This window comes from Bdellovibrio bacteriovorus (genome assembly GCF_048286975.1).
GTDB classification, from domain to species: Bacteria; Bdellovibrionota; Bdellovibrionia; order Bdellovibrionales; family Bdellovibrionaceae; genus Bdellovibrio; species Bdellovibrio bacteriovorus_H.
The window spans coordinates 883238-903686 of the sequence record NZ_JBLVRT010000001.1 but is presented as its reverse complement, the minus strand read 5'-3'; the positions used below and the strand labels follow the sequence as shown (position 1 = coordinate 903686).

Sequence of the window (20449 nt, the reverse complement as noted above, 5' to 3'; positions counted from 1 at the left end):
ATGAAGGCATTTTTCGTTTCGTTGATGATTCTGTCTGCTTCCGCCACGGCCGTGGCCGGTCTTTCTTCCATCCGACATTCCGGTGAGTCTTTCGAGGCTGCTCGTCAGCGCAGCACGCCGGTATGGGAGCTTTTTGGTCGCAACAGCTATCCTGATCGCATGAAAAAACCCATGAAAGAACTGAACATTCAGGACATCCCGGATGTGGGTTCTTACGCGGATCTGGAACGGGAATTCAAATACGTGCGCGACACCCGCTTCATTGCTGACGCCGAGCCTTTTGCCCGCCGCCTGACTTGGATGTATCCGGACGATGGCTGTTATGCCCGCGCCGAACTGGCCGCCACCGAGCTGGTGGAACATCACTTCACCACACCAAAGAAAATTTTTGTCTTCGGGAATCTGTATGCTCCGACTCAGAACGCCCCGGGCGGATCTGTTTCCTGGTGGTATCACGTGGCCGTGACCTACCGAGTGGGTAACGAAGTTTACGTCTTTGACCCGGCTATCAATCCGGAAAAACCTGTGACTTTGGTTGAATGGAACAAGGCCGTGGGTGGCGAAAAAAGCCAGGTGCAATACACCATCTGCTCTCACAAGACATTCGATCCGGGCTCAGACTGCCTGAATCCACGTGCCTTGTCTGACCAGGAAGCCATCTCGGAACAAAAGAATTTCCTGAGTCTTGAATGGAACCGTCTGCTGGATCTGGATCGTGATCCCGAGAAAGAACTGGGTAACGAGCCGCCTTGGCTCTAGATATTGTGATACGGGATTTTTTTGATGATCGTAAAGGCCCGGTAGATTTGCTCTAAACTCATCGCCTGGGCCATCAGATGATTCATCACCATCGGCGACAAAGCCACCTTCAGGTCCGCACGCTTGCGGACCTCTTCATTGACTCCAAAAGCACCGCCAATAATGAAAATCGCGCGCTTCTTGGAGCTTCCCAGGATGTTTTCCACTTTTTTTGAAAATTGAATCGAATCCAGCACAGATCCACGCTCGTCAAAAAGCACGACATAGTCATCGCTGTTGATATTCTTAAGGATCAGTTCGGATTCTTCGTTGCGCTTAAAGTCTGCGTCTTCACGCGCGGACTTTTTCGCTTTTAAGGACTGGATGTCGAAGGGAATGAAGAAGGAGATCTTCTTCTTGTACAACTCGCTGACCTCGTCCGCCCAGGGCTCTTTGGCCGTCGCGAGGTTGTACAATATGAACTTCATGATTACTGCTCGCCCTTGCCAACATAAGGATCTTTCAATCCCATGTCCTTGCCTTGTCTCCACAGGTTTTCCAGGCTGTATTCCTGGCGAACGAAGTCGTAGAAGACGTGGATGATCAAAGAACCGTAGTCGACAAGAACCCAGCGGCCCTCATCCACACCCTCGATGCTTTGCGGGTGAACGTTGTATTCCTCTTTCACCGCCATCACGATGTTTTCCGCCATCGCCGCCGCATGACGGGTGGAGGTACCGGAAGCGATCAATGTGTATTCGCTTGGAGCCGACATGGAAGTCAGATCGAAACCACGAACGTTGATGCCTTTTTTTGCAAAAAGAACATTAGCGCAGAATTCAGCGAACTTGGTGTAATCACCGATACGGTCGCCCAGATTGCGGTAAAGCTTGTGTTCTTTGATGTAAGATTCAACGGACAACGGCAGGTATTTTTCAACCGGCTTGCCGGAACGAAGCCATTTACGAACTTCACTGGAGGACACTTCCACATCACGCAAAGTGATGAACTGGATATTGCGGCCGGTGTTCAGCTCGATAAAGTTGAAATCAAATTCCGCCACCAAAGGCTTCAGGAATCCAGGCATTTCTTCCAGGGATTCCGGCATGTCGTAACCCGGGCGGGTTGTAACAATCAGATTCGCCTCAGTCAGGATCTTTTGATAGTCCTTCCACTGAGCCAGCTCTTCAAACTTATCAGCACCCACGACAAGGTACAGATCATTGGCGTCGTAGGATTTGCGCAGATTCATCACGGTATCAATTGTGTAGCTCATGCCACCGCGTTTGATTTCCTGATCGTCCACAAAGTAAGTTTCACCGTACTGGGCAAACGCCAGACGAGTCAGTTCCACACGCTGTTCAGGCGTTGGACCTTCCACCGGAGTTTTCAGAGGATTCTGAGCCGCAGGCAGGATGTGAACTTTACCCAAGCCGGCTTTTTTCGCCACGGTTTGGATTGCGTTGATGTGACCCATGTGTGGAGGGTTAAAACTGCCTCCGAAAATACCTATTTTCATTATTCTTCTTCCTCTTTCAAAATCTGACGAGCCAGTTCCTGAACAAATTCTTTGATGTTTTTGCCAGTCACCGCAGAAATCGCAAACGGCTCAGTGCCGCTGGCTTCCTTGAACTGCTTTTTCAGCTTCGTCAGCTGAGATTCACTCAAAGTGTCGATCTTGTTCAAAACAACCAATTGAGGACGCGTGGATAGAGGGAAGAAACCCTCTTTGTCCTGGTTGTTTTCATCGTACATCTTAAGTTCGTTATTAATATCCGTATAATCCTCTAAGGGATCACGACCTGACATTCCGGATGCATCAACCAGATGGATAAACAGACGTGTACGTTCAATGTGTTTCAAAAACTGAATGCCCAGACCCACACCCGCGTGTGCGCCTTTCACCAGTCCTGGAATATCCGCCACCACGAACGAGGAATAATCCCCGGCCTTCACCACTCCCAGATTCGGAGTCAGGGTTGTGAACGGATAGTCCGCAATTTTCGGTCTTGCTGCAGAGATGCGCGAGATCAAAGTGGACTTGCCCGCGTTCGGGAATCCAACGATACCCACATCCGCAATCAGCTTCAGTTCCAGGCGAACTTCAATTTCCTGACCGTCTTCACCGGGCTGCGCGTGCTCAGGAGCCTGGTTCACACTGTTTTTGAAAAATTCATTTCCTTTTCCGCCACGACCGCCTTTAAGCAGGGTGTGTTCGGAAATGCCGGTCATATCGATGATGATTTCACCATCCATATTACGGAATACAGTGCCTTGAGGAACAATAAGGATAAGGTCTTCGCCATCCATACCGGATTTCTGACGACCCTCACCCATCCTTCCGGATTGAGCGGCGTATCTTTTGTTTTGTCTAATATCTACCAGAGAATTGATATGACGAGATGTGCGGATAATGACATCCCCGCCCTTACCACCGTTGCCCCCATCTGGGCCGCCACGGGCTTGCATAGACTCGCGGCGAAAACTGACACAACCCGGGCCGCCACGTCCCGAAGCTAAAGAGATACTGACTTCATCAATGAATTTCATAACTGACTGTCTATACAACAAAAAAGGAGCCATGGGATGGCTCCTTTTCCATTTGTGAAAAAATGTATCGATTTATCTTAAGACTGATTAAACAGCTTTAGGATAAACGCTAACTTTGAAACGCTCTTTGGAGAAACGTTCAAATTTAACAAGACCTTCAACTACAGAATAGATAGTGTAGTCGCGACCCATTTTTACGTTGTTACCCAAGTGGAACTTAGTGCCACGTTGACGAACGATGATAGTTCCTGGAAGAACTTTCTCGCCACCGAATCTTTTTACACCCAGTCGTTTACTCTGTGAATCACGACCGTTCTTTGTACTACCACCGGCCTTCTTACTTGCCATGACGAACCTCTCTTACGAAATAAAATTAATTATGCTTTCTTAGAAGTTTTTTTAGCTGCTTTTTTCTTCGCGCCAGTTTTAGTCGCTTTTTTAACAGTCTTTTTAACTGCTTTTTTAGCAACTTTCTTTTTCGCTACTTTTTTAGCCGCTTTTTTTACAACTTCTGCAGTACCTTTGTTCGCTGCGCGCTCTTTACGAGCTGCTACGCGAGCTTGTGCTTTTTCAGCACGAACTGCTTTCACGTCAACAACAGTTGCAGCTTCATCAGATTTAGCAGTTTTTCCATCGAAGGAAATTGCTTTAACAAATAGTTCGGTGAACTCTTGCTTGTGAGTTGCGAACTTTCTGTAACCTTGACGACGCTTCTTTTTGAAGACGATCTCTTTTCTTGTCTTAGCTTGTTTAGTAACAACAACAGTTACTTTCGCACCTTTAACAAGAGGTTGACCAACAGCAGTGGACTCACCACCAACCATCAAAACTTCGTTGATTTCAAACTCTGCACCAAGTGCTTGTTCAAGTTTATCAACCTGAACTACGTCACCAGCTTGAACTTTATATTGTTTCCCGCCAGTACGAATAATCGCGTACATGTAATACCTCCAGCTACCCGAATTAAGCCAATGGTAAATGCCACTTTGCACTAGGCTTTGTCAACCTAATACATGCTATTTTTTTCAGCTTTTTACGAGAGAAAGAGAGGTTAGCTTTAACCCCCCTCAAATGCAAATATTTTTGGAAAAAGTTAGCGAGGTCTAGGTGCCAAATAAAAGCCTATATTTTCAGCACCTTAGCTTAACTCAGGGCTTCAAAAGTTCCCGCTTCCAGGCGTCCCCGAGCTGCAGGTTCTTACTATTGACCACCGCCTCAATCAGCTTTTTATGATCCTGATAATTTTTCTGGGCGGACTTGCTGGCAGGATTTCGGGCAGCAATAACGCGCAACTCATCTTTTTCGCGGCTTAAAGCATTAAAGATGTTCTGCGCCTTAACATCCGTTCGGCTGGTGGCCTGCTCGGTTTTGATGAAGTATTCCGCAGCCTTATCGTATCTTTCAGCCGAGGCATTCATCTTTGCCCCCACCCAGTAATCCCGCGAAGACTTGGCCGCTTTTGCATCATTCATAAAGACTTCATAAGAGTCAGACGCCTTGCGGTAACTATTTGTAGATTCAGATATATTTCCAGACACACGCAGCTTATCAGCTTCCAAGCGGGCTCTGTTGGCAAAGTCTCGGGCCGCTTTGGTGTCTGACAGGCTTCCCGCCAATCCCTGACGCATTAATAGATCACGCTCTTCGGTTTTGAACCCGGCGTTCTTCAATATATTAGCCTTGTCGCTGAGATCCGTCTTTGAATAGGTTCCGTAACCCCGGCCGGTCCCCTTGCCCACTTCGTGGGCCGAGATCAGAGCCTTCTTTTCAGTTTCACTTAAAGATCGCCCCAGGGATTTTTCCGCCGCCGTCACGCGCTCTATATTAGACAGCTTTGCGGCCTTTTCCAGTTCCGCGGCTGAAGCCACGGCTCGAGAGGCGGTGGACGCCTTCCCGGCATCAGCCCCAATGCCCGCCAGTTTCATGATGTTTTTGGCTTTGGCAGCTTTCAGTGCCACCCCGGCCGGCCCACCGGCAAGCGTTGCCACCTCAGCAATGGCCTCACAAACAATCGCCGCGGCCTGCTGGGAGTTGTAACACTCAATCTGCACACCCATCTCTTTGAGTTTAGCCTTGGCCGCCCCCAATAAATCAATTTTCGCAGGAGCCGCTTTCGTCGCACGAGATTTGCCCCAGTCCACAAATTCCTGTTCTTCAGGGGTGTATTTGGGATCTTTCATTCTGGATTTTTGCGCTATCTGCAAACTGGCGGCATAGCCGTAATCCAGGCGATGCTTCTTGATCTGTCTTTTTATATCTGCGCACTTGGTCTTTGCCATGACAGCGGCAGCAGGAAGCTTCATCTGCATCAGTTTCGGAACAGAGCTGTTATATTGGAGCACAAGATTTTCTTTGGATTTGGGATCGGCATCACAAACTGCGTTCGCAGCCACCTCCGCCTCATGATCCATAACGATCTGAGCGGCCCCTTCCCCAATCGCCGTACCAATCGCAACAACGCTGTCCTTCACAAAATTCCAACCACCCACAGCACAGCCTGAAGTGTAATCCCAGGAGGCTTCAAAAGCCCGGCTCATGGAACTTTGCTTATGACATTGCAAAGCCTTTTCTTCCGGCTTTTCTCCCGCCGCGCGCATCTTCGCAAAAAGATCCTGACACTCTTTGGACTGCAGGGTCTGCACACAAGAGCTGCGAGAAACATCCGCCAAAGCTTTCACCTTATAAGGATTGCCACCACAGAAAAGCGGCTCGGCTTGTGCAGCAAAAGAAAATAGAATGCCAAAAAGAAAAATCAAAAGATGTTTCATACAGAATCTATCGGAACACCAGACCCCCGACTCAACAGCCCAAGGTCCAGCAATCCCAAATTGATTCCCCAATTCCCAAAAAACTTAGCGGCTGGTCAAAAGGGTTCAGCCGCGAGGCGGAGGGAGCTTTCCGAAACGGAGGCGTGCTTCATGCACGTCGGAGAGAAGGAAAGGGCCCGACAACGAAGTGGATGGGCCCTTTTCACCAGCCGCCCTATACGAAGAAGATTTCGTACTGCTCGAGATGGTAATTTGGTTCGATTTTAAACGCGACAGAGCGGCCCAGTTTCTTTTCGATGCCTTCCAGGCTTTCGCCTTCGACTTCGTAAATCCAGTCGACCACTTCACTGTGGCAGTGAATGACCACGTTGGTTTTTTTATTGATCAGCATGTCGGCATCACGCTCAAGCTCACGGAAGATCTCATTGGCCACCGTGGATTTGCGTTTAATGTAGCCTTTGCCCTCACAGTAAGAGCACGGCTCACACAAAGTCTTAATCAAACTCGGGCGAATGCGCTTACGGGTCATTTCCACCAGGCCCAGCTGGGACATGGAAACGATGTTGGTGCGGGCACGGTCGCGCGCCAGTTCTTCAGCCAAAGCCTCCAGAACCTTTTCACGATGGGATTCTTTTTCCATATCGATAAAGTCGATGATGATGATCCCGCCGCAGTTACGCACGCGCAGCTGGTGCGCAGTCTCGCGAACCGCTTCCAGATTGGTTTTTAAGATCGTGTCTTCCAGATCTTTTTTGCCGACGAACTTACCGGTGTTCACGTCGATGACCACCAGAGCTTCGGCTTCATCAATCACGATGTAACCGCCGGATTTAAGCCAGATCTTACGCTCCATCGAGCGGGAAATTTCAATATCAATGTCATACAGGTCAAACAGCGGCTTTTTCTCTTCATAAAGCACGATGTTTTGTTTGTACTTCGGCATGAACTGAGACACGAATTTCACGACTTTTTTGTGAATCTCGACATCATCCACCCATACGCTGGTGACATCCTCACTCATCAAATCACGAAGGGCGCGCAGCTCGACATCCAGTTCCGTGTGCAAGGTGCCCGGAGTTTTTTTCTTTTCGTAGTTTTTAAAGATCTCTTTGCTCAAACGATCCAGATACTCAATGTCGGCTTTCAACATCTCTTCCGAAGCGCCGTCCCCGGCGGTTCTTACGATTACACCACCGGAAGGATTGATTTTCTGAACCAGCTTTCTTAAGCGTTCACGTTCGCCTTCGTCTTCGATACGACGGGAAATTCCCAGGTGGCGCACCGTCGGCAGGAACACCACGAAACGGCCTGGCAATGACAAGTGAGTCGTCAGACGCGCGCCTTTGGTGCCCAGCGGATCTTTGGAAACCTGAACCAGAATGCTCTGGCCTTCTTTCACCAGATCCTGAATGGGAGTTTTATTGGTGTGACTTAGAGGTTTGTCGTCATCACCTTCATCCATCGGCTCTTCACGATCAACTGCTGAAAGGAAGTTGTCATCGACGTCTTCGCGAATATCGCCGACATACAGGAATGCTGCTTTTTCCAGACCAATATCCACAAACGCCGCCTGCATGCCCGGAAGAACACGAATCACCGTGCCGCGATGAATGGACCCGACCAAAGTGGGGGACGTTTTTCGTTCAATTTTCAAATCAGTCAGGATACCGCCGTCAACATAGGCTACACGTGTCTCTTGAGGTCGAACGTTAATCAGAATTTCTGCGGACACAGGCGACTCCTTGGCGAATATAACCCCTCTTGAACGGGGCTGGTCTTAGTTCAATAGTCCAGAAACAAGACCGATAGCAATTAATATTTAATATTGAAACATATCTGACCGAAAAGATCACTGAATTAGAGACCTTAGGAGACGACGATGGCAACAATTGATGAATTGTTCAAACTCATGGTGGAACAAGGTGCCTCCGACTTGCATATCACAAGTGGAGCCGCCCCTTATTTGCGCCTGCATGGAAACATGGTTCCATTGAACTATCGCGAGCTCACAAATCAGGACGTGCAGGGACTGCTTTTTGAAATTCTCTCTGAAAAGCAGAAGAAAGCTTTCGTTGAAAAGTGGGAACTGGATTTCGCCTACACATTGTCAGGTGTCGGACGTTTCCGTTGCAATATCTTTATGCAGCGTAAAGGCCTTGGCGCCGTTATGCGTATCATCCCGGAAAAAATCAAAACAGCACAGGAACTGGGACTGCCTCCGGCAGTGATGGACATGATCGATTGCGATCGTGGTCTGATTCTGGTCACCGGTCCGACGGGTTCTGGTAAATCCACAACCTTGGCGGCGATGATTCACCAAATCAACATGACCCGCGAAGCCCATATCATCACGGTGGAAGACCCGATCGAGTTCGTTCACCCGAACTTGAAGTCTTTGGTCAATCAACGTGAAGTGGGAAGCCACACCAAAAGTTTCGCCAACGCCCTGAAAGCGGCCTTGCGTGAAGACCCGGATATCCTGCTGGTGGGTGAGCTTCGTGACTTGGAAACTATTTCTTTGGCCCTGACTGCCGCAGAAACAGGTCATATCGTTTTCGGAACCCTGCACACCAACAGTGCGGCGAAAACCATCGATCGTATCATTGACGTATTCCCTGCCGGCCAACAGCAGCAGATTCGAACGATGCTGGCTGAATCCCTGCGCGGAGTTGTCGCCCAGACGCTGTTCTCCCGCGCGGACGGACAAGGTCGTGTGGCGGCTTACGAAATCATGAGAAACACCAAAGCCATCTCGAACTTGGTTCGTGAAGGTAAAGTCCACCAGATCCCATCTGCCATGCAGACCGGTGCCACTCAAGGTATGGTTCTATTTGAAAAGTACATTGAAGATCTGGTTCGTAAGGGTAAAGTTTCCGCAGCCGACGCCAAGACCTTCCTAGGTCAGGCCGGTGGTGGCGACACCAGCGTACAGACCGGAATGGGTGGCGCACCTGCTGGCGGTCCGCGCACCAAAGTGGGCTAATCTAGAAAGTAAACGAATACTGAATCATGGGAGGGGCCTTGGCGACGAAAGTTTCCGAGGCCCTTCGGTTTTTAAAGTCCATTCCCAAATTCTGGGAATACTCATACTGAGGCGCCGCTGGGCGCGAAGAGTCATAAATAACATACCCCACCCCGCCTAGCAGTCCCACCAGCGCACCGGTGGTGATATTGCCCGTGTGCTCTTGCGGTTCACCGTAAAAAGACAATGTGCTTAATCCCAGAATCGCCCCGCCCAGAGTGGAAAACAGGACCGCAGCGACATTGCGTTTCACACCGCGATTGGCCTGGGCCATCGAGGTGGAGGACATGAAAAGGAACAAAGATATGAGTAAAACTGAGGTCCACTTCTGTGGTGTCATGATTGCCTCCTGCAATGATCTGGGATAACTTTTTAATTTAAACATTCTTGAGGTGCCCCGTGCAACTAAGTCGTTACATTGACCATACTCTTTTAAAGCCTGAAGCCCAAACCGCCCAGATTGAAAAGCTGTGCGCGGAAGCCAAAGAGCATAACTTCTTCTCTGTCTGCGTGAACACGTCCTATGTAAAGACCTGTGCAGAACTTCTGAAAGACTCTTCCGTAAAAGTCTGCTGCGTGGTGGGTTTCCCGCTGGGCGCCATGGACACTGTCAGCAAGGCCTTTGAAGCCAAAACCGCCATCGCCAACGGGGCGCAGGAAATCGATATGGTCATTCAAATCGGCGCACTGAAAGACCGTCGTCTGGACTATGTTCGCGACGATATCAAAGCCGTGGTTCAGGCAGCGGGTGGTCACACCGTGAAAGTCATCATCGAGACTGCTTTGCTGAATCAGGAAGACAAAACCCTGGCGTGCAAAGCGGCTTTGGAAGCTGGTGCGCATTTCGTAAAAACCTCCACCGGTTTTGGTGGCGGCGGCGCCACGGTGGATGACGTGAAACTGATGAAGTCCGTTGTGGGCTCATCCATGGAAGTCAAAGCTTCCGGCGGCATCAAAGATGCCCAACAAGCAAAAGCAATGATCGACGCTGGAGCCACCCGTCTTGGCACAAGCTCAGGGATCACAATTATTCAAGGCGGCTCTGTACAAGGTGGTTACTAATGGCTTTTCTTCCTGCTGAAATTATCAAAATCAAACGCAACGGCGGTCAGCTGTCCTATGAAGAAATCAACGAATTCATTCTGGGCTACGCGCGCGGGCAGATTCCTGATTATCAGATGTCAGCCTTGCTGATGGCGATCTTCTTCCGTGGCATGAACACGGAAGAAACTCTTTCTTTGACCAAAGCCATGCTTCATTCCGGTGAAGTTGTGGATTTTTCTTCCGTGAAAGAATTCAAAGTGGATAAACACTCCACCGGTGGCGTGGGCGACAAAACCAGTCTGATTCTGGGTCCGATCGTGGCGGCCGCGGGCATTCCGGTGCCGATGATTTCCGGCCGTGGCCTGGGTCACACCGGCGGAACTTTGGACAAACTGGAATCCATTCCAGGATTCAACACTCAAAAGTCCCTGCCTGAATTTATCGAGCTGGTTCACAAACACAAAATCTGTTTCATCGGTCAGACCAAAGAAATCTGCCCGGCCGATAAAAAAATCTATGCCCTTCGTGATGTGACGGCGACGGTGGAAAGCCTGCCACTGATCTGTGCTTCAATCATGTCCAAAAAAATGGCGGAAGGGATCGATGGCCTGGTGCTGGATGTGAAGTTCGGTTCCGGCGCGTTTATGAAAACTTCTGTGCTGGCGGAAGAACTGGCGGTGAACCTGATGGCGATTGCAAAAGGTTACGGCAAAAAAGTCACGGCCTTGCTAACCAATATGGATCAGCCGCTGGGTCGTTATGCCGGGAACTCGGTGGAAGTCGAAGAATGCGTGGCCATCATGAAGAACGAAAAATTCATCGGCGCTGGTGGTTATGATCTTTACGATGACACTCGCGAACTGAGCCTGCGCCTTTCTGCGCACATGCTGCTATTGGCAGGTGTGGGTAAAAACGAAGAGGAATCTTACAAGATTGCCGAAGACATCCTGGTGTCTGGTAAAGCGATGGCGAAGTTTGAAGAGCTTTGCTCCATCCACGGTGGCAATTTGAAGGCCCTGCCAAAACCGAAACATTCCATTGAAGTTAAATCTGACAAAGCCGGCTGGGTGGGTGGTTTCCACACCGAAAGCATTGGTGTTGCGGGCATCTTGATCAAGGCCGGTCGTGCACAAACCACGGACATCATTGCCCCCACTGCGGGTATCGAATTCCATATGAAAGTGGGAGATGAAGTGAAGGTGGGCGACACCGTGTTTACATTGCATGGCGACGACAAAGATCTGCTGCAATCTGCTCTGCCGATGCTTCGTTCAGCAGTGACAATTTCCTTGCAAAAGACGACAAAGCCTAGTTTGATACTCAAAACTTTGAGCTAATACTCAAGGTCGAAAAGGGAGAATATTTTGGTACTCAATAAGCTACAAGAATCCATGACCTACATCCGCACCAAGACTTCGGCAAAACCGAAAATCGGTGTTGTATTGGGATCGGGCCTTGGCGCTTTTGTGAAAGAAGTGGAAGTTGAAACGACCATTCCTTACAAAGACATTCCTCACTTCTCCCCTCCGACTGTCGAAGGACATTCCGGAAATCTGATCTTCGGTAAAATCAATGGTCAATCCATCGCGATCCTTCAGGGTCGCAACCACTATTACGAAGGCCACAGCATGGAAAGTGTTGTGTTCCCGACTCGTACTTTGGCGATGCTGGGTGTGGAAACTTTGATTCTGACCAACTCTGCCGGTGGTTTCGGTGAAAACATGCAGGCCGGTGACTTCATGGTCATCGAAGATCACATCAACCTGATGGGCACGAATCCTTTGATGGGTCCGAACATCAAGGAACTGGGTCCTCGTTTCCCGGACATGACGGAAGCTTACGACAAGCGCCTGATCCAGATCATGGAAGATGTCTTGATGAAACAAGGCACACGCTATCACAAAGGTGTGTACTGCGGTGTGAGCGGTCCTACTTATGAAACTCCGTCTGAAGTTCGTTACTTGAAACTGATTGGCGGCAAAGCGGTCGGCATGAGCACGGTTCCAGAAACCATCGCAGCCAACCACCTGGGTCTGCGTGTTGCGGCTCTTTCCTGCATCACGAATTTGGCGGCAGGGATTTCTTCTCAGAAGCTTTCCCACGACGAAGTGACAGAGACAGCCAAGCAAGTTGAGATGCAATTCTCCTCGTTTTTGCGTGAGTTCATCGCTCATATCTAATGGGTTGGACCTGATAAAAGGGTCCAGTCCAGTTTCTGAAATTTAGCCTCAAAATAAGACATATAATAGCCGAAGAGCTAACCGGTCGGGCCTTTGTAGTGCGTCCCATTGATGGGACCCGTTGGGCTCGCACAGGGAGTGAACATGGATGTTCAAAAAATTCTCTCGGCGGTCGCTTGCGTCTTTGTATTTGCAGCTTGTAGCCAGAAATCCGCTGAAACAGTCTTTCCAGAAAATGGCGCGCTTGATTCCAGCGCCTGTCGTGGTCAGGCTCTTGAAAACAAATTCATCGTGCAATGGGAAGACGGCAGTTTCACAACTGAAACCGCGGCCAATGCCGCAGAATTCAAAGAAAATTTCATCAAACCTCAATTGGAAAATATCAAACACGTTGATTACGATCGCGTGATCCAACTGCAAAGATCCAGCGAAGTGTCGGCGACAGCCTTCACCGACAGCTGGGGCCAGCAGCGCATTGGCGCCCCGACGGTGTGGAGCCAGGGTGTTTACGGTCAGGGCGTGAAAGTCGCCGTGGTGGATGCTTACGTGGATGTGTCCCATCCCCAGCTGCTTCCGCGCATTGCCGTGAACACGGGTGAAATCCCGAACAACGGGATTGATGACGATAAAAATGGAATCGTCGATGACTATTATGGTGCCGCCTTTGTTTCCCAGCCGGGTAACAATCAGACTCCAAGCTCGCACGGTTCACACGTGGCGGGTATCATCGCCGCGGATTCTCGCTATGGTTCGATTGAAGGTGTGGCTCCCCAGGCGCAGATCATTCCCGCGCAGTTTATTGCCAATGACGGCGGTGGATCCTTGGGGGATGCCGTTCTTGCCATGCAGTACTCTGCCAGTCGTGGTGCCAAGATCATCAACGCCAGCTGGGGTGGAGCTCCGTGCGTGGCCTCTTTGCGAAATGCTTTCGTGGAGCTTGAGAAAAAAGGCATTCTGGTTGTCGTTGCTGCCGGTAATGACGGGCGCGATGTGGATGTATATCCGGAATTCCCGGCGTCCTTCAATATGGCCAATCAGATCACAGTGGCTGCCGCTTCGGTTTCAGACTTCATGACCTCTTGGTCCAACAGTGGTTTTTCTCTGGTGCACGTGGCGGCTCCGGGAGAAAGAATTCTTTCCACCGTGCCGGGCGGATCCACTGCTTATATGGAAGGAACCAGCATGGCAGCACCGTTCGTCAGTGGTGCCGCAGCCCTGGTTTGGAGTGCCAAACCGACGGCCACTGCAGTGCAAGTTAAAGAGGCAATTTTGAAGTCTGTGGACGTGTCTTCCGGACACGAGTTTAAAGTAAATACTCGAGGGCGCATCAATGTCGAAAAGGCGCTTCAGTACATTCAGCAGTTAGTTCCGTAATTTCAAACACATAGATCAATTCACGCGGGGCATAAAAAGTATGCTCTGCGTCTCTAGTTTTAAGATGATTCTTTGAACTGAAGTGCTAGATTGGTTCCTTGTTTTTTGAGGATGGTTCCTCACAAGAAAAGGAATTTTATGAGCACAGAAGTTTCATCTGGCATTCAAGCACGATTGGCAGATCTTGAGAAAAGAAACGAAGCCGCAATGGCCGGTGGTGGCGCAGCTCGTTTGGCGAAACACAAACAAGGTGGTCGTCTGACTGCACGCGAGCGCGTGGATGTTTTGCTGGATCCAGGCAGCTTTGTTGAAATGGATCGTTTTGTTTCTCACCGTTGCACAAACTTCGGCATGGATAAAAACGTGGTTCCTGGTGATGGTGTCATCACGGGTTACGGTCGTATCAACGGCAAACTGGTTTATTTGTCTTCCCAGGATTTCACCGTGATCGGTGGATCCATGTCCCGCACTCAAGCCAACAAGATCTGCAAAGTGATGGATCTGGCGATGAAAAACGGGGCTCCCTTCATCTCTATCAATGACTCTGGTGGCGCGCGTATCCAGGAAGGTATTGAATCCCTGGGTGGTTACGCGGACATCTTCACCAGAAACACCATGGCTTCCGGTTTGATCCCACAGATCACCGCTATCATGGGCCCGTGCGCGGGTGGTGCGGTTTACTCCCCGTCCATCACGGACTTTGTCTTCATGGTGAAAAACACCTCTTACATGTTCGTGACCGGTCCTGATGTTATCAAGACTGTGACTCACGAAGATGTGACCAAGGAAGAACTGGGTGGAGCGACCACTCACTCTGCAAAATCCGGTGTGGCTCACTTTGCTGCTGAAGATGACAAGCACTGCTTGCTTCTGATCCGCGAGATGATGAACTTCCTTCCGTCCAACAATCTTGACGATGCTCCGGTTCTTCCAACCAACGACCGTCCGGACCGCCTGACAGAAGCCCTGAACAATCTGATTCCGGAAAATCCAAAGAAACCTTACGACATGATCTCTGTTATCACAGAGTGCGTGGATGAGGGTTACTTCCTGGAAGTGCACAAACACTTCGCTCAGAATCTGATCGTGGGCTTTGCACGCTTCAACGGCCGTCCTGTGGGTATCGTGGCGAATCAGCCCAACATCCTTGCTGGCTGCTTGAACATCGAAGCGTCCCGCAAAGGTGCTCGTTTCATCCGCTTCTGTGACGCCTTCAACATCCCGGTTGTTTCCTTCGTGGACGTACCAGGCTTCCTGCCGGGTAAAGACCAGGAATGGAACGGCATCATCACTCACGGTGCGAAGCTTCTTTATGCTTATGCCGAGGCGACGGTGCCTAAAATCACAGTGATCACCCGTAAAGCTTACGGCGGTGCTTACATCGTTATGGGCTCGAAACTTCTTCGCTCTGACGTGAACCTGGCTTACCCTTCTGCAGAAATCGCGGTTATGGGTGCTGACGGTGCCGTAAGCATCATCTTCCGTGAAGAGATCAACAAAGCCAAAGACCCTGTGGCCGAGCGCGCGCGCCTGACGGCAGAGTACGAAGCCAAGTTCAGCAATCCATACGTGTCCGCTGAACTGGGCTACACGGATGAGGTTATTGAACCTGCGATGACTCGTAAACGCATCATCGACTCTTTGGAAATGCTGAAACATAAACGTGACGTTACTCCGGCTAAAAAGCACGGAAACATCCCTCTGTAGGAGCGAACATGGCATTGTTTAAAAAAATCCTGATCGCCAACCGCGGGGAAATCGCCATCCGTATCACTCGCGCTTGCCGTGAGCTGGGAATCGGCTCTGTGGCGGTGTTTTCCGATGCGGACCGCGACAGCTTGCACGTATTCCTGGCGGACGAGGCCTATCACATTGGCCCATCTCCATCGCGAGAAAGCTACCTGAATTATAACAAGATCATCGAAGTCTGCAAAAAAGCCGGCGTGGACGCTGTTCACCCGGGTTACGGCTTCCTGTCTGAAAACACCACTTTTGCGCAAGCTTTGAAAGATGCAGGCATCACCTTCATCGGTCCAACAGTTGCGAATATTGAAGCCATGGGGGATAAACTTTCCGCCAAGGCTTTGATGAAGAAAGCCGGTGTCCCGACGGTTCCAGGCTCTGACGGCGGGGTTGAATCCGTTGAGGAAGCCCGGAAGATCGCAGAAAAGATCGGCCTTCCGATCATCATCAAGGCTTCTGCCGGCGGTGGTGGTAAAGGGATGCGTGTGGTTCGTCAGATGGACGAACTGGAAAGCGCTTTCCGTGCGTGCCGTTCTGAAGGCCAGAACTATTTCGCAGATCCGACTGTTTACATCGAAAAATTCATCAACGATCCGAAACACATCGAGATCCAGGTGTTCGGCGACACTCACAACAACCACGTTCACCTGTTTGAACGTGAGTGCTCTGTGCAGCGCCGTCACCAGAAGATCATCGAGGAATGTCCGTCCCCTTCTGTGCCTCACGAAGTGCGCCTGCGCATGGGTGAAGCCGCTGTTCGCGCAGCAAAACAGATCAACTATGTGGGCGCGGGAACGATTGAGTTCATCTTTGATAACGCCACGAAGGAATTCTACTTCATGGAGATGAACACTCGTCTTCAGGTGGAACATCCGATCACGGAAATCGTGACTGGTTATGACCTGGTGAAAGAGCAGATCTATGTAGCTGCGGGCAAACCTTTGAGCTTCAAACAAGAAGACATCAAACAAAAAGGCCACGCCATCGAAGCCCGTATCTGTGCGGAAGACCCGATCACCTATAAACCGCACCCGGGTGTGATTCGTGCCTGCCGTCACCCGCAAGGTCCGTTTATGCGTGTGGATTCCTACGCTTACCCGGGCTATGAAGTGCCTATCTTCTACGATCCAATGATCGCCAAAGTGATCACTTGGGGTGAGACGCGCGAAGAGGCCATCGACAGAATGCAACGTGCTCTGAGTGAGTTCGTGCTGACCGGTATTAAAACCAATATCGTTCTGCATAAAACCATCCTGGATCACCCGAAGTTCCGTGATGGCTCTTACACGACTCAGTTTATTGAAAAGAACTTCGAAGTTATCGAACCAAATCTTTTCAAAGAAGTTGAAGACCCTGTATTCCTGATCGCGGCGGCAATCACTGCTTACAACGATCGTAAATCCAAAGACGTTCGCCAGCTGAACCTGACTTCCAACTGGAAGCGTATCAGCCGCAAACTTCAATTGAGGACGTAACCATGTACTTTGAGGCAGAACTTAAAGGTAAAAAATTTAAAGTGGATGTGACCGAGCACCGCACGACCTGGAAGGTTTCCTTGCAGGAAGAGGGCAAAGACTGGATCCACTATGACATCTCCAAAAACGACTACAAACAGGCCGAGCAGTACATCAGCTTCCTGTTTGGCGGTAAGTCCTATCTGATCGACGTGATCGGACAGGACACTGAGTACACGGTCTTTACACGTAACTCTTTCCGCACCATCAAAGTCTTCAATGATGAAATGCTTCTGCATGAATCTCTGAAGAAAGGTGGCGGTTTCGGTGGCGATCAGGAACTGAAATCCGGTATGCCTGGTAAAATCATCGAAATCTTCGCCAAAGAAGGTGAGATCGTGAAGGCCAACAAGCCATTGCTGATCATGGAAGCGATGAAAATGGAAAACGAAATGCGCGCATCCCGCGATGTAAAAATCAAAGAGATCCGCGTGAAACAGGGCGATTCTGTGGAATCTGGCGCTGTTTTGATCAAGTTCGAAGAACCGTAGTCTTCAAATCACATCTTGTAAAAACTAAAAGGGGCTCTTTGGAGCCCCTTTTTAATTTGTCTTACTTGGTGCCTTTGGCATCTTTCTGGTTCGATTTGGCTTTCGCCGGAACGTTCCCGATTATACCGCCAGTACCCATCATACCGCCGGAATAACCGCCCATCACGCCACCCATACCAGTGCCGTAGTAGCCACCCATCATGCCTACACCGCCATCAGCCATAGAGGCACACATGGCGATCGCACCGCCGATATTAAAAGCGCTGCTTTGAGCTGCTTGTTTGGTTTTGGCATTGGAAGAAAGCGCGCCACCATAAGGATTCGCGTACATACCGAAAGCACCGCCGGCCATAGATTTGCCCTCTTTCGCAAGTTCAGCGTTACGCTGATCGAAGGCGCCTTGAGCCATACCGATCAAGTTTCCACACTGAGCCGCGTTCTGAGAACCCATTTTAGAAATCATCGGCTTCATGCGGTCGCAGAAGACTTTGTCATAAGTGACTTTACTTTCCACTTTGGAATTTTCGTCCTGCATCTGCATGTAAACACTTTGCGCGACATCACAGGAATCCCCGTCGTACGTGAATGTGGACTCAGTTCCTTTGATCAGCGGATAGTTACCTTTGGCGTGTTTGCCCCATTCTGTTTTCAGATAAGCATCACGGTTTTGAATCTGAGTTTTCAGATTCATGTCCTTGTTCACCGCCACCACGCGCCCCTGATCATCACGGCGAATCGCCACTGTTTTGCGGTCCGTTTCAAAAACCGGCTTGCCATCTTTGAATCCGGTCACCACTTTCGCTTTATAAACGATCGTTTCAACGCCGTCCTTGGTTTCGCGGGAAACGATTTTTCCGGAATCCAAAACATTGGTTTTACCATCAGCACCGATAGCGAATGCAGCCCCATCCGGCTCTGTGCCGAAACCCATATCCATGGTGGCCATGTTGACTTGATTGATACACGCAAATTGTTTGGATGCTTTTTGATAGTCCGCCATGTCGGCCGCCGCAGACAAAGAAAGACCCATCAGGGACAAGAAGATCAAAGACTTCACAGTTCCTCCATGAACGTAAGAATGCATTTATACACTTTTTTGAGCGTACTCTTAAGATTCTCACATTTCACATTAAATGCCGAACACCCAGACTGTCGTCGGGGCAGGAACTGTGGCTACTCGCGCTCGTTTACAGCGTAGCTGTCTTCACGCTTCTTTTCAAAGACACCGACGATCAGGACCGCCGCTTCGTAAAGAACCCACATCGGCGCCAGCATCATCACCATGCTCAGCAGATCCGGTGGAGTGATGATGGCAGCGATCACCGCAATGGTCATGATGGCATAACGACGGTTCTTGCGCAGGAAGGACTGGGACACAATGCCCATCATTCCCAGAACCACAATCACCAACGGCAACTCAAACGCCACACCGAACATCAAACACATCTGGGTGAAGAAACCCATGTACTGGTCGATGGATATCATCGGCTTGTCGACCTCGCCCCCGAAAGTCATCAGGAATTGGAAAGCCATCGGAAGCGCGATCCAATAAGAAAACGCCGCCCCCAACACAAACAAACCCGTGCCGGAAACAATAAAGCCCATGGTGTACTTGCGTTCTTTGGCATACAGGCCCGGAGCAATAAACTTCCAAACCTGATAAAGCCAGAACGGGCAAGACAACAGGATCCCGCACACGAAGGATAGCTTTAAGTGAGCGATGAATTTATCCAAAGGACCGGTATAGATCAGACCGCCACCTGGAAGGTAGGGACGAATTGGTTCACGCACGAAATCGAAAATCTTTTCGCTGAAGCCGTAACAGATTCCGGTTGCGATCAGCAAAATCCAGACACAGTTGATCAGACATTTACGAAGATCTGACAGGTGCTCATACAAAGATTGGGCTTTGGAATCGAGTTCTTCGCGTCTCATGAAGGCTTCTGTTCTTCTGATTTTTCGTCAGCGGTGGCTTGCGGGAACTCCAGCTGTTCTTCAACGATCGGCGCGGCCTCAGCGGAAGCAGCCAGCGGCGCTTGCTCTGCTTCATTCTGATGGGCTTGTTGTTGAGGATTGCGGATGGTGTCCATGTTCAACTTGTCTAACTTATCCAGGCGCATCTGTTGCTTGAGTTCATCACCCATGGAATCGGTGCTTCTTTTCAACTCGTTGAGAAAGCGCCCCAAAGTCCTTGCCAGTTCCGGAAGTTCTTTGGGCCCGATGACAATCAGGGCAAGAACCGCAAGGAAGATAATTTCAGACATACCTAAGCCAAACATGGCGCCAGAATAGAGGAATCAGCTCTGCTTGCCAAGCTTTACTTGATCCTGAGGAAGGGTCAAAACTCCCATTTCCTCAAGCTTTTCACGAGCCAGCTCAGATCCTGTTCTCATGTAGCGCTCATACAGCCTCAAAATGCTTTCATCGCTTTTGATAAACGAATGATGACTGATGTACGTCAGCACATCCACAAACTCCAGGAAACGGTCCGAGAATACTGTGTACACACGCGCCATGGTGTCTTCACGGGTGCAATGGGCCAATGACGCGTAAGCCGCTCCGCCAATCTCCGCATAGTAATCCACATCAATGATCTTGCGAGAAAGAGAGTCCCCAAAAAAGCCGCTGATATACAGAGTTCGGTCGCCGAGTTTTCTCAGCATTTCAGCTTTCACAAAACTTTCGGCATTCTGTGCTGTCAGATACATTTCTGCCAGTGTCTGGGGATTTCGGGTGCCGCTTTCGCTGGCGTAGGCTGGATCGTGCAGATTTCGCGCATCCAGATAGTGCTGTAATAAATTCACAAGATAGGCCTCAACCATCGGAAAGGTCTGAACCTTTCGCTGGGACAGACCTTTCTGAACCAGCTCCTGGAAGTAGCCCTCTGGGCTTACAAAAAGCTCAACTGTCGGTGTCGAACGCTTTTCCCGCATACTGCTAGTTTAACAAATTCTGAATGGTTTTCGGTTAGTAGTTTTTTGCAAAGCTGGTCAAAAGTCTCACAATGAGACACCCCACCGGCGCC

General features: G+C 49.9%; 21 protein-coding genes. 9 read left to right on the top strand and 12 right to left on the bottom strand.

Annotated elements, in window-relative coordinates; translation table 11 throughout:
• Positions 1 to 759, top strand: coding sequence for a protein-glutamine glutaminase family protein (locus ACNQKP_RS04435; protein ID WP_417863090.1), 759 nt, complete (start codon positions 1 to 3; stop codon positions 757 to 759).
• On the opposite strand, the gene ACNQKP_RS04430 is transcribed toward ACNQKP_RS04435, so the two are convergent.
• From ACNQKP_RS04430 to ACNQKP_RS04400, 7 genes are all read right to left on the bottom strand, one after another.
• Entirely contained in the window at positions 756 to 1226 is a 471-nt protein-coding gene (locus ACNQKP_RS04430) for a 23S rRNA (pseudouridine(1915)-N(3))-methyltransferase RlmH (RefSeq protein ID WP_011166145.1), read from the bottom strand. The two genes, ACNQKP_RS04435 and ACNQKP_RS04430, sit on opposite strands and share 4 nt — an antisense overlap.
• A gap of 2 nt (positions 1227 to 1228) precedes the next feature.
• On the bottom strand, positions 1229 to 2257 hold the full coding sequence (gene nadD / locus ACNQKP_RS04425) for a nicotinate (nicotinamide) nucleotide adenylyltransferase (RefSeq protein WP_041578145.1): 1029 nt from the start codon (positions 2255 to 2257) through the stop codon (positions 1229 to 1231).
• Positions 2257 to 3288, bottom strand: a complete 1032-nt coding sequence (obgE, locus tag ACNQKP_RS04420) for a GTPase ObgE (protein ID WP_417863087.1) — start codon at positions 3286 to 3288, stop codon at positions 2257 to 2259. The genes nadD and obgE overlap by 1 nt, the downstream gene beginning before the upstream one ends.
• Positions 3289 to 3375: 87 nt before the next feature.
• Positions 3376 to 3636 (bottom strand): 50S ribosomal protein L27, encoded by a 261-nt coding sequence (gene rpmA, locus ACNQKP_RS04415; RefSeq protein ID WP_011166148.1) that lies wholly within the window; start codon positions 3634 to 3636, stop codon positions 3376 to 3378.
• A gap of 29 nt (positions 3637 to 3665) precedes the next feature.
• A complete protein-coding gene (gene rplU, locus ACNQKP_RS04410) occupies positions 3666 to 4229 on the bottom strand; it encodes a 50S ribosomal protein L21 (protein WP_374034407.1) in 564 nt (187 codons plus the stop codon).
• Positions 4230 to 4436: 207 nt separating this feature from the next.
• Entirely contained in the window at positions 4437 to 6056 is a 1620-nt protein-coding gene (locus tag ACNQKP_RS04405; protein WP_417863085.1) for a hypothetical protein, read from the bottom strand.
• A gap of 214 nt (positions 6057 to 6270) precedes the next feature.
• Positions 6271 to 7788 carry an Rne/Rng family ribonuclease gene (locus ACNQKP_RS04400; protein WP_015092790.1) on the bottom strand — a complete coding sequence of 506 codons (1518 nt, stop codon included), beginning with the start codon at positions 7786 to 7788 and terminating at the stop codon, positions 6271 to 6273.
• A gap of 147 nt (positions 7789 to 7935) precedes the next feature.
• Here ACNQKP_RS04400 and ACNQKP_RS04395 point away from each other — a divergent pair, with 147 nt between their 5' ends.
• Positions 7936 to 9039, top strand: coding sequence for a type IV pilus twitching motility protein PilT (locus ACNQKP_RS04395; RefSeq protein ID WP_011166152.1), 1104 nt, complete (start codon positions 7936 to 7938; stop codon positions 9037 to 9039).
• A 1-nt stretch (position 9040) separates the two neighbouring features.
• Here the strand turns inward: ACNQKP_RS04395 and ACNQKP_RS04390 are convergent, their stop codons facing one another.
• On the bottom strand, positions 9041 to 9418 hold the full coding sequence (locus ACNQKP_RS04390; protein ID WP_417863083.1) for a hypothetical protein: 378 nt from the start codon (positions 9416 to 9418) through the stop codon (positions 9041 to 9043).
• Between the two features lie 59 nt (positions 9419 to 9477).
• Between ACNQKP_RS04390 and deoC the strand changes: the two genes are divergently transcribed.
• The 7 genes from deoC (at position 9478) to ACNQKP_RS04355 (ending at position 17424) form a co-directional block, all read left to right on the top strand.
• Positions 9478 to 10140, top strand: coding sequence for a deoxyribose-phosphate aldolase (gene deoC, locus ACNQKP_RS04385; protein ID WP_417863081.1), 663 nt, complete (start codon positions 9478 to 9480; stop codon positions 10138 to 10140).
• Entirely contained in the window at positions 10140 to 11459 is a 1320-nt protein-coding gene (locus tag ACNQKP_RS04380; RefSeq protein WP_417863079.1) for a thymidine phosphorylase, read from the top strand. The genes deoC and ACNQKP_RS04380 overlap by 1 nt, the downstream gene beginning before the upstream one ends.
• 27 nt (positions 11460 to 11486) lie before the next feature.
• Complete coding sequence (locus tag ACNQKP_RS04375) at positions 11487 to 12302, top strand: purine-nucleoside phosphorylase (protein ID WP_088563807.1); 816 nt, start codon at positions 11487 to 11489, stop codon at positions 12300 to 12302.
• 144 nt (positions 12303 to 12446) lie between these two features.
• Positions 12447 to 13676, top strand: a complete 1230-nt coding sequence (locus ACNQKP_RS04370) for a S8 family peptidase (RefSeq protein ID WP_417863077.1) — start codon at positions 12447 to 12449, stop codon at positions 13674 to 13676.
• Positions 13677 to 13814: 138 nt separating this feature from the next.
• Positions 13815 to 15383 (top strand): acyl-CoA carboxylase subunit beta, encoded by a 1569-nt coding sequence (locus ACNQKP_RS04365; RefSeq protein ID WP_417863075.1) that lies wholly within the window; start codon positions 13815 to 13817, stop codon positions 15381 to 15383.
• Between the two features lie 14 nt (positions 15384 to 15397).
• Positions 15398 to 16894 (top strand): acetyl-CoA carboxylase biotin carboxylase subunit, encoded by a 1497-nt coding sequence (accC, locus tag ACNQKP_RS04360; protein WP_417864087.1) that lies wholly within the window; start codon positions 15398 to 15400, stop codon positions 16892 to 16894.
• Between the two features lie 2 nt (positions 16895 to 16896).
• Positions 16897 to 17424, top strand: a complete 528-nt coding sequence (locus tag ACNQKP_RS04355) for an acetyl-CoA carboxylase biotin carboxyl carrier protein subunit (protein ID WP_011166160.1) — start codon at positions 16897 to 16899, stop codon at positions 17422 to 17424.
• A 61-nt stretch (positions 17425 to 17485) separates the two neighbouring features.
• Here ACNQKP_RS04355 and ACNQKP_RS04350 read toward each other — a convergent pair whose 3' ends face one another.
• The 4 genes from ACNQKP_RS04350 to ACNQKP_RS04335 form a co-directional block, all read right to left on the bottom strand.
• A complete protein-coding gene (locus ACNQKP_RS04350) occupies positions 17486 to 18481 on the bottom strand; it encodes a hypothetical protein (protein ID WP_417863073.1) in 996 nt (331 codons plus the stop codon).
• 116 nt (positions 18482 to 18597) lie between these two features.
• Positions 18598 to 19359 carry a twin-arginine translocase subunit TatC gene (gene tatC / locus ACNQKP_RS04345; RefSeq protein WP_088563801.1) on the bottom strand — a complete coding sequence of 254 codons (762 nt, stop codon included), beginning with the start codon at positions 19357 to 19359 and terminating at the stop codon, positions 18598 to 18600.
• Positions 19356 to 19703, bottom strand: coding sequence for a twin-arginine translocase TatA/TatE family subunit (locus ACNQKP_RS04340; RefSeq protein WP_088563800.1), 348 nt, complete (start codon positions 19701 to 19703; stop codon positions 19356 to 19358). The genes tatC and ACNQKP_RS04340 overlap by 4 nt, the downstream gene beginning before the upstream one ends.
• Positions 19704 to 19721: 18 nt before the next feature.
• Positions 19722 to 20357: a hypothetical protein gene (locus ACNQKP_RS04335; protein WP_088563799.1), complete on the bottom strand. Its 636-nt coding sequence runs from the start codon at positions 20355 to 20357 to the stop codon at positions 19722 to 19724.
• Positions 20358 to 20449: the final 92 nt, after the last annotated feature.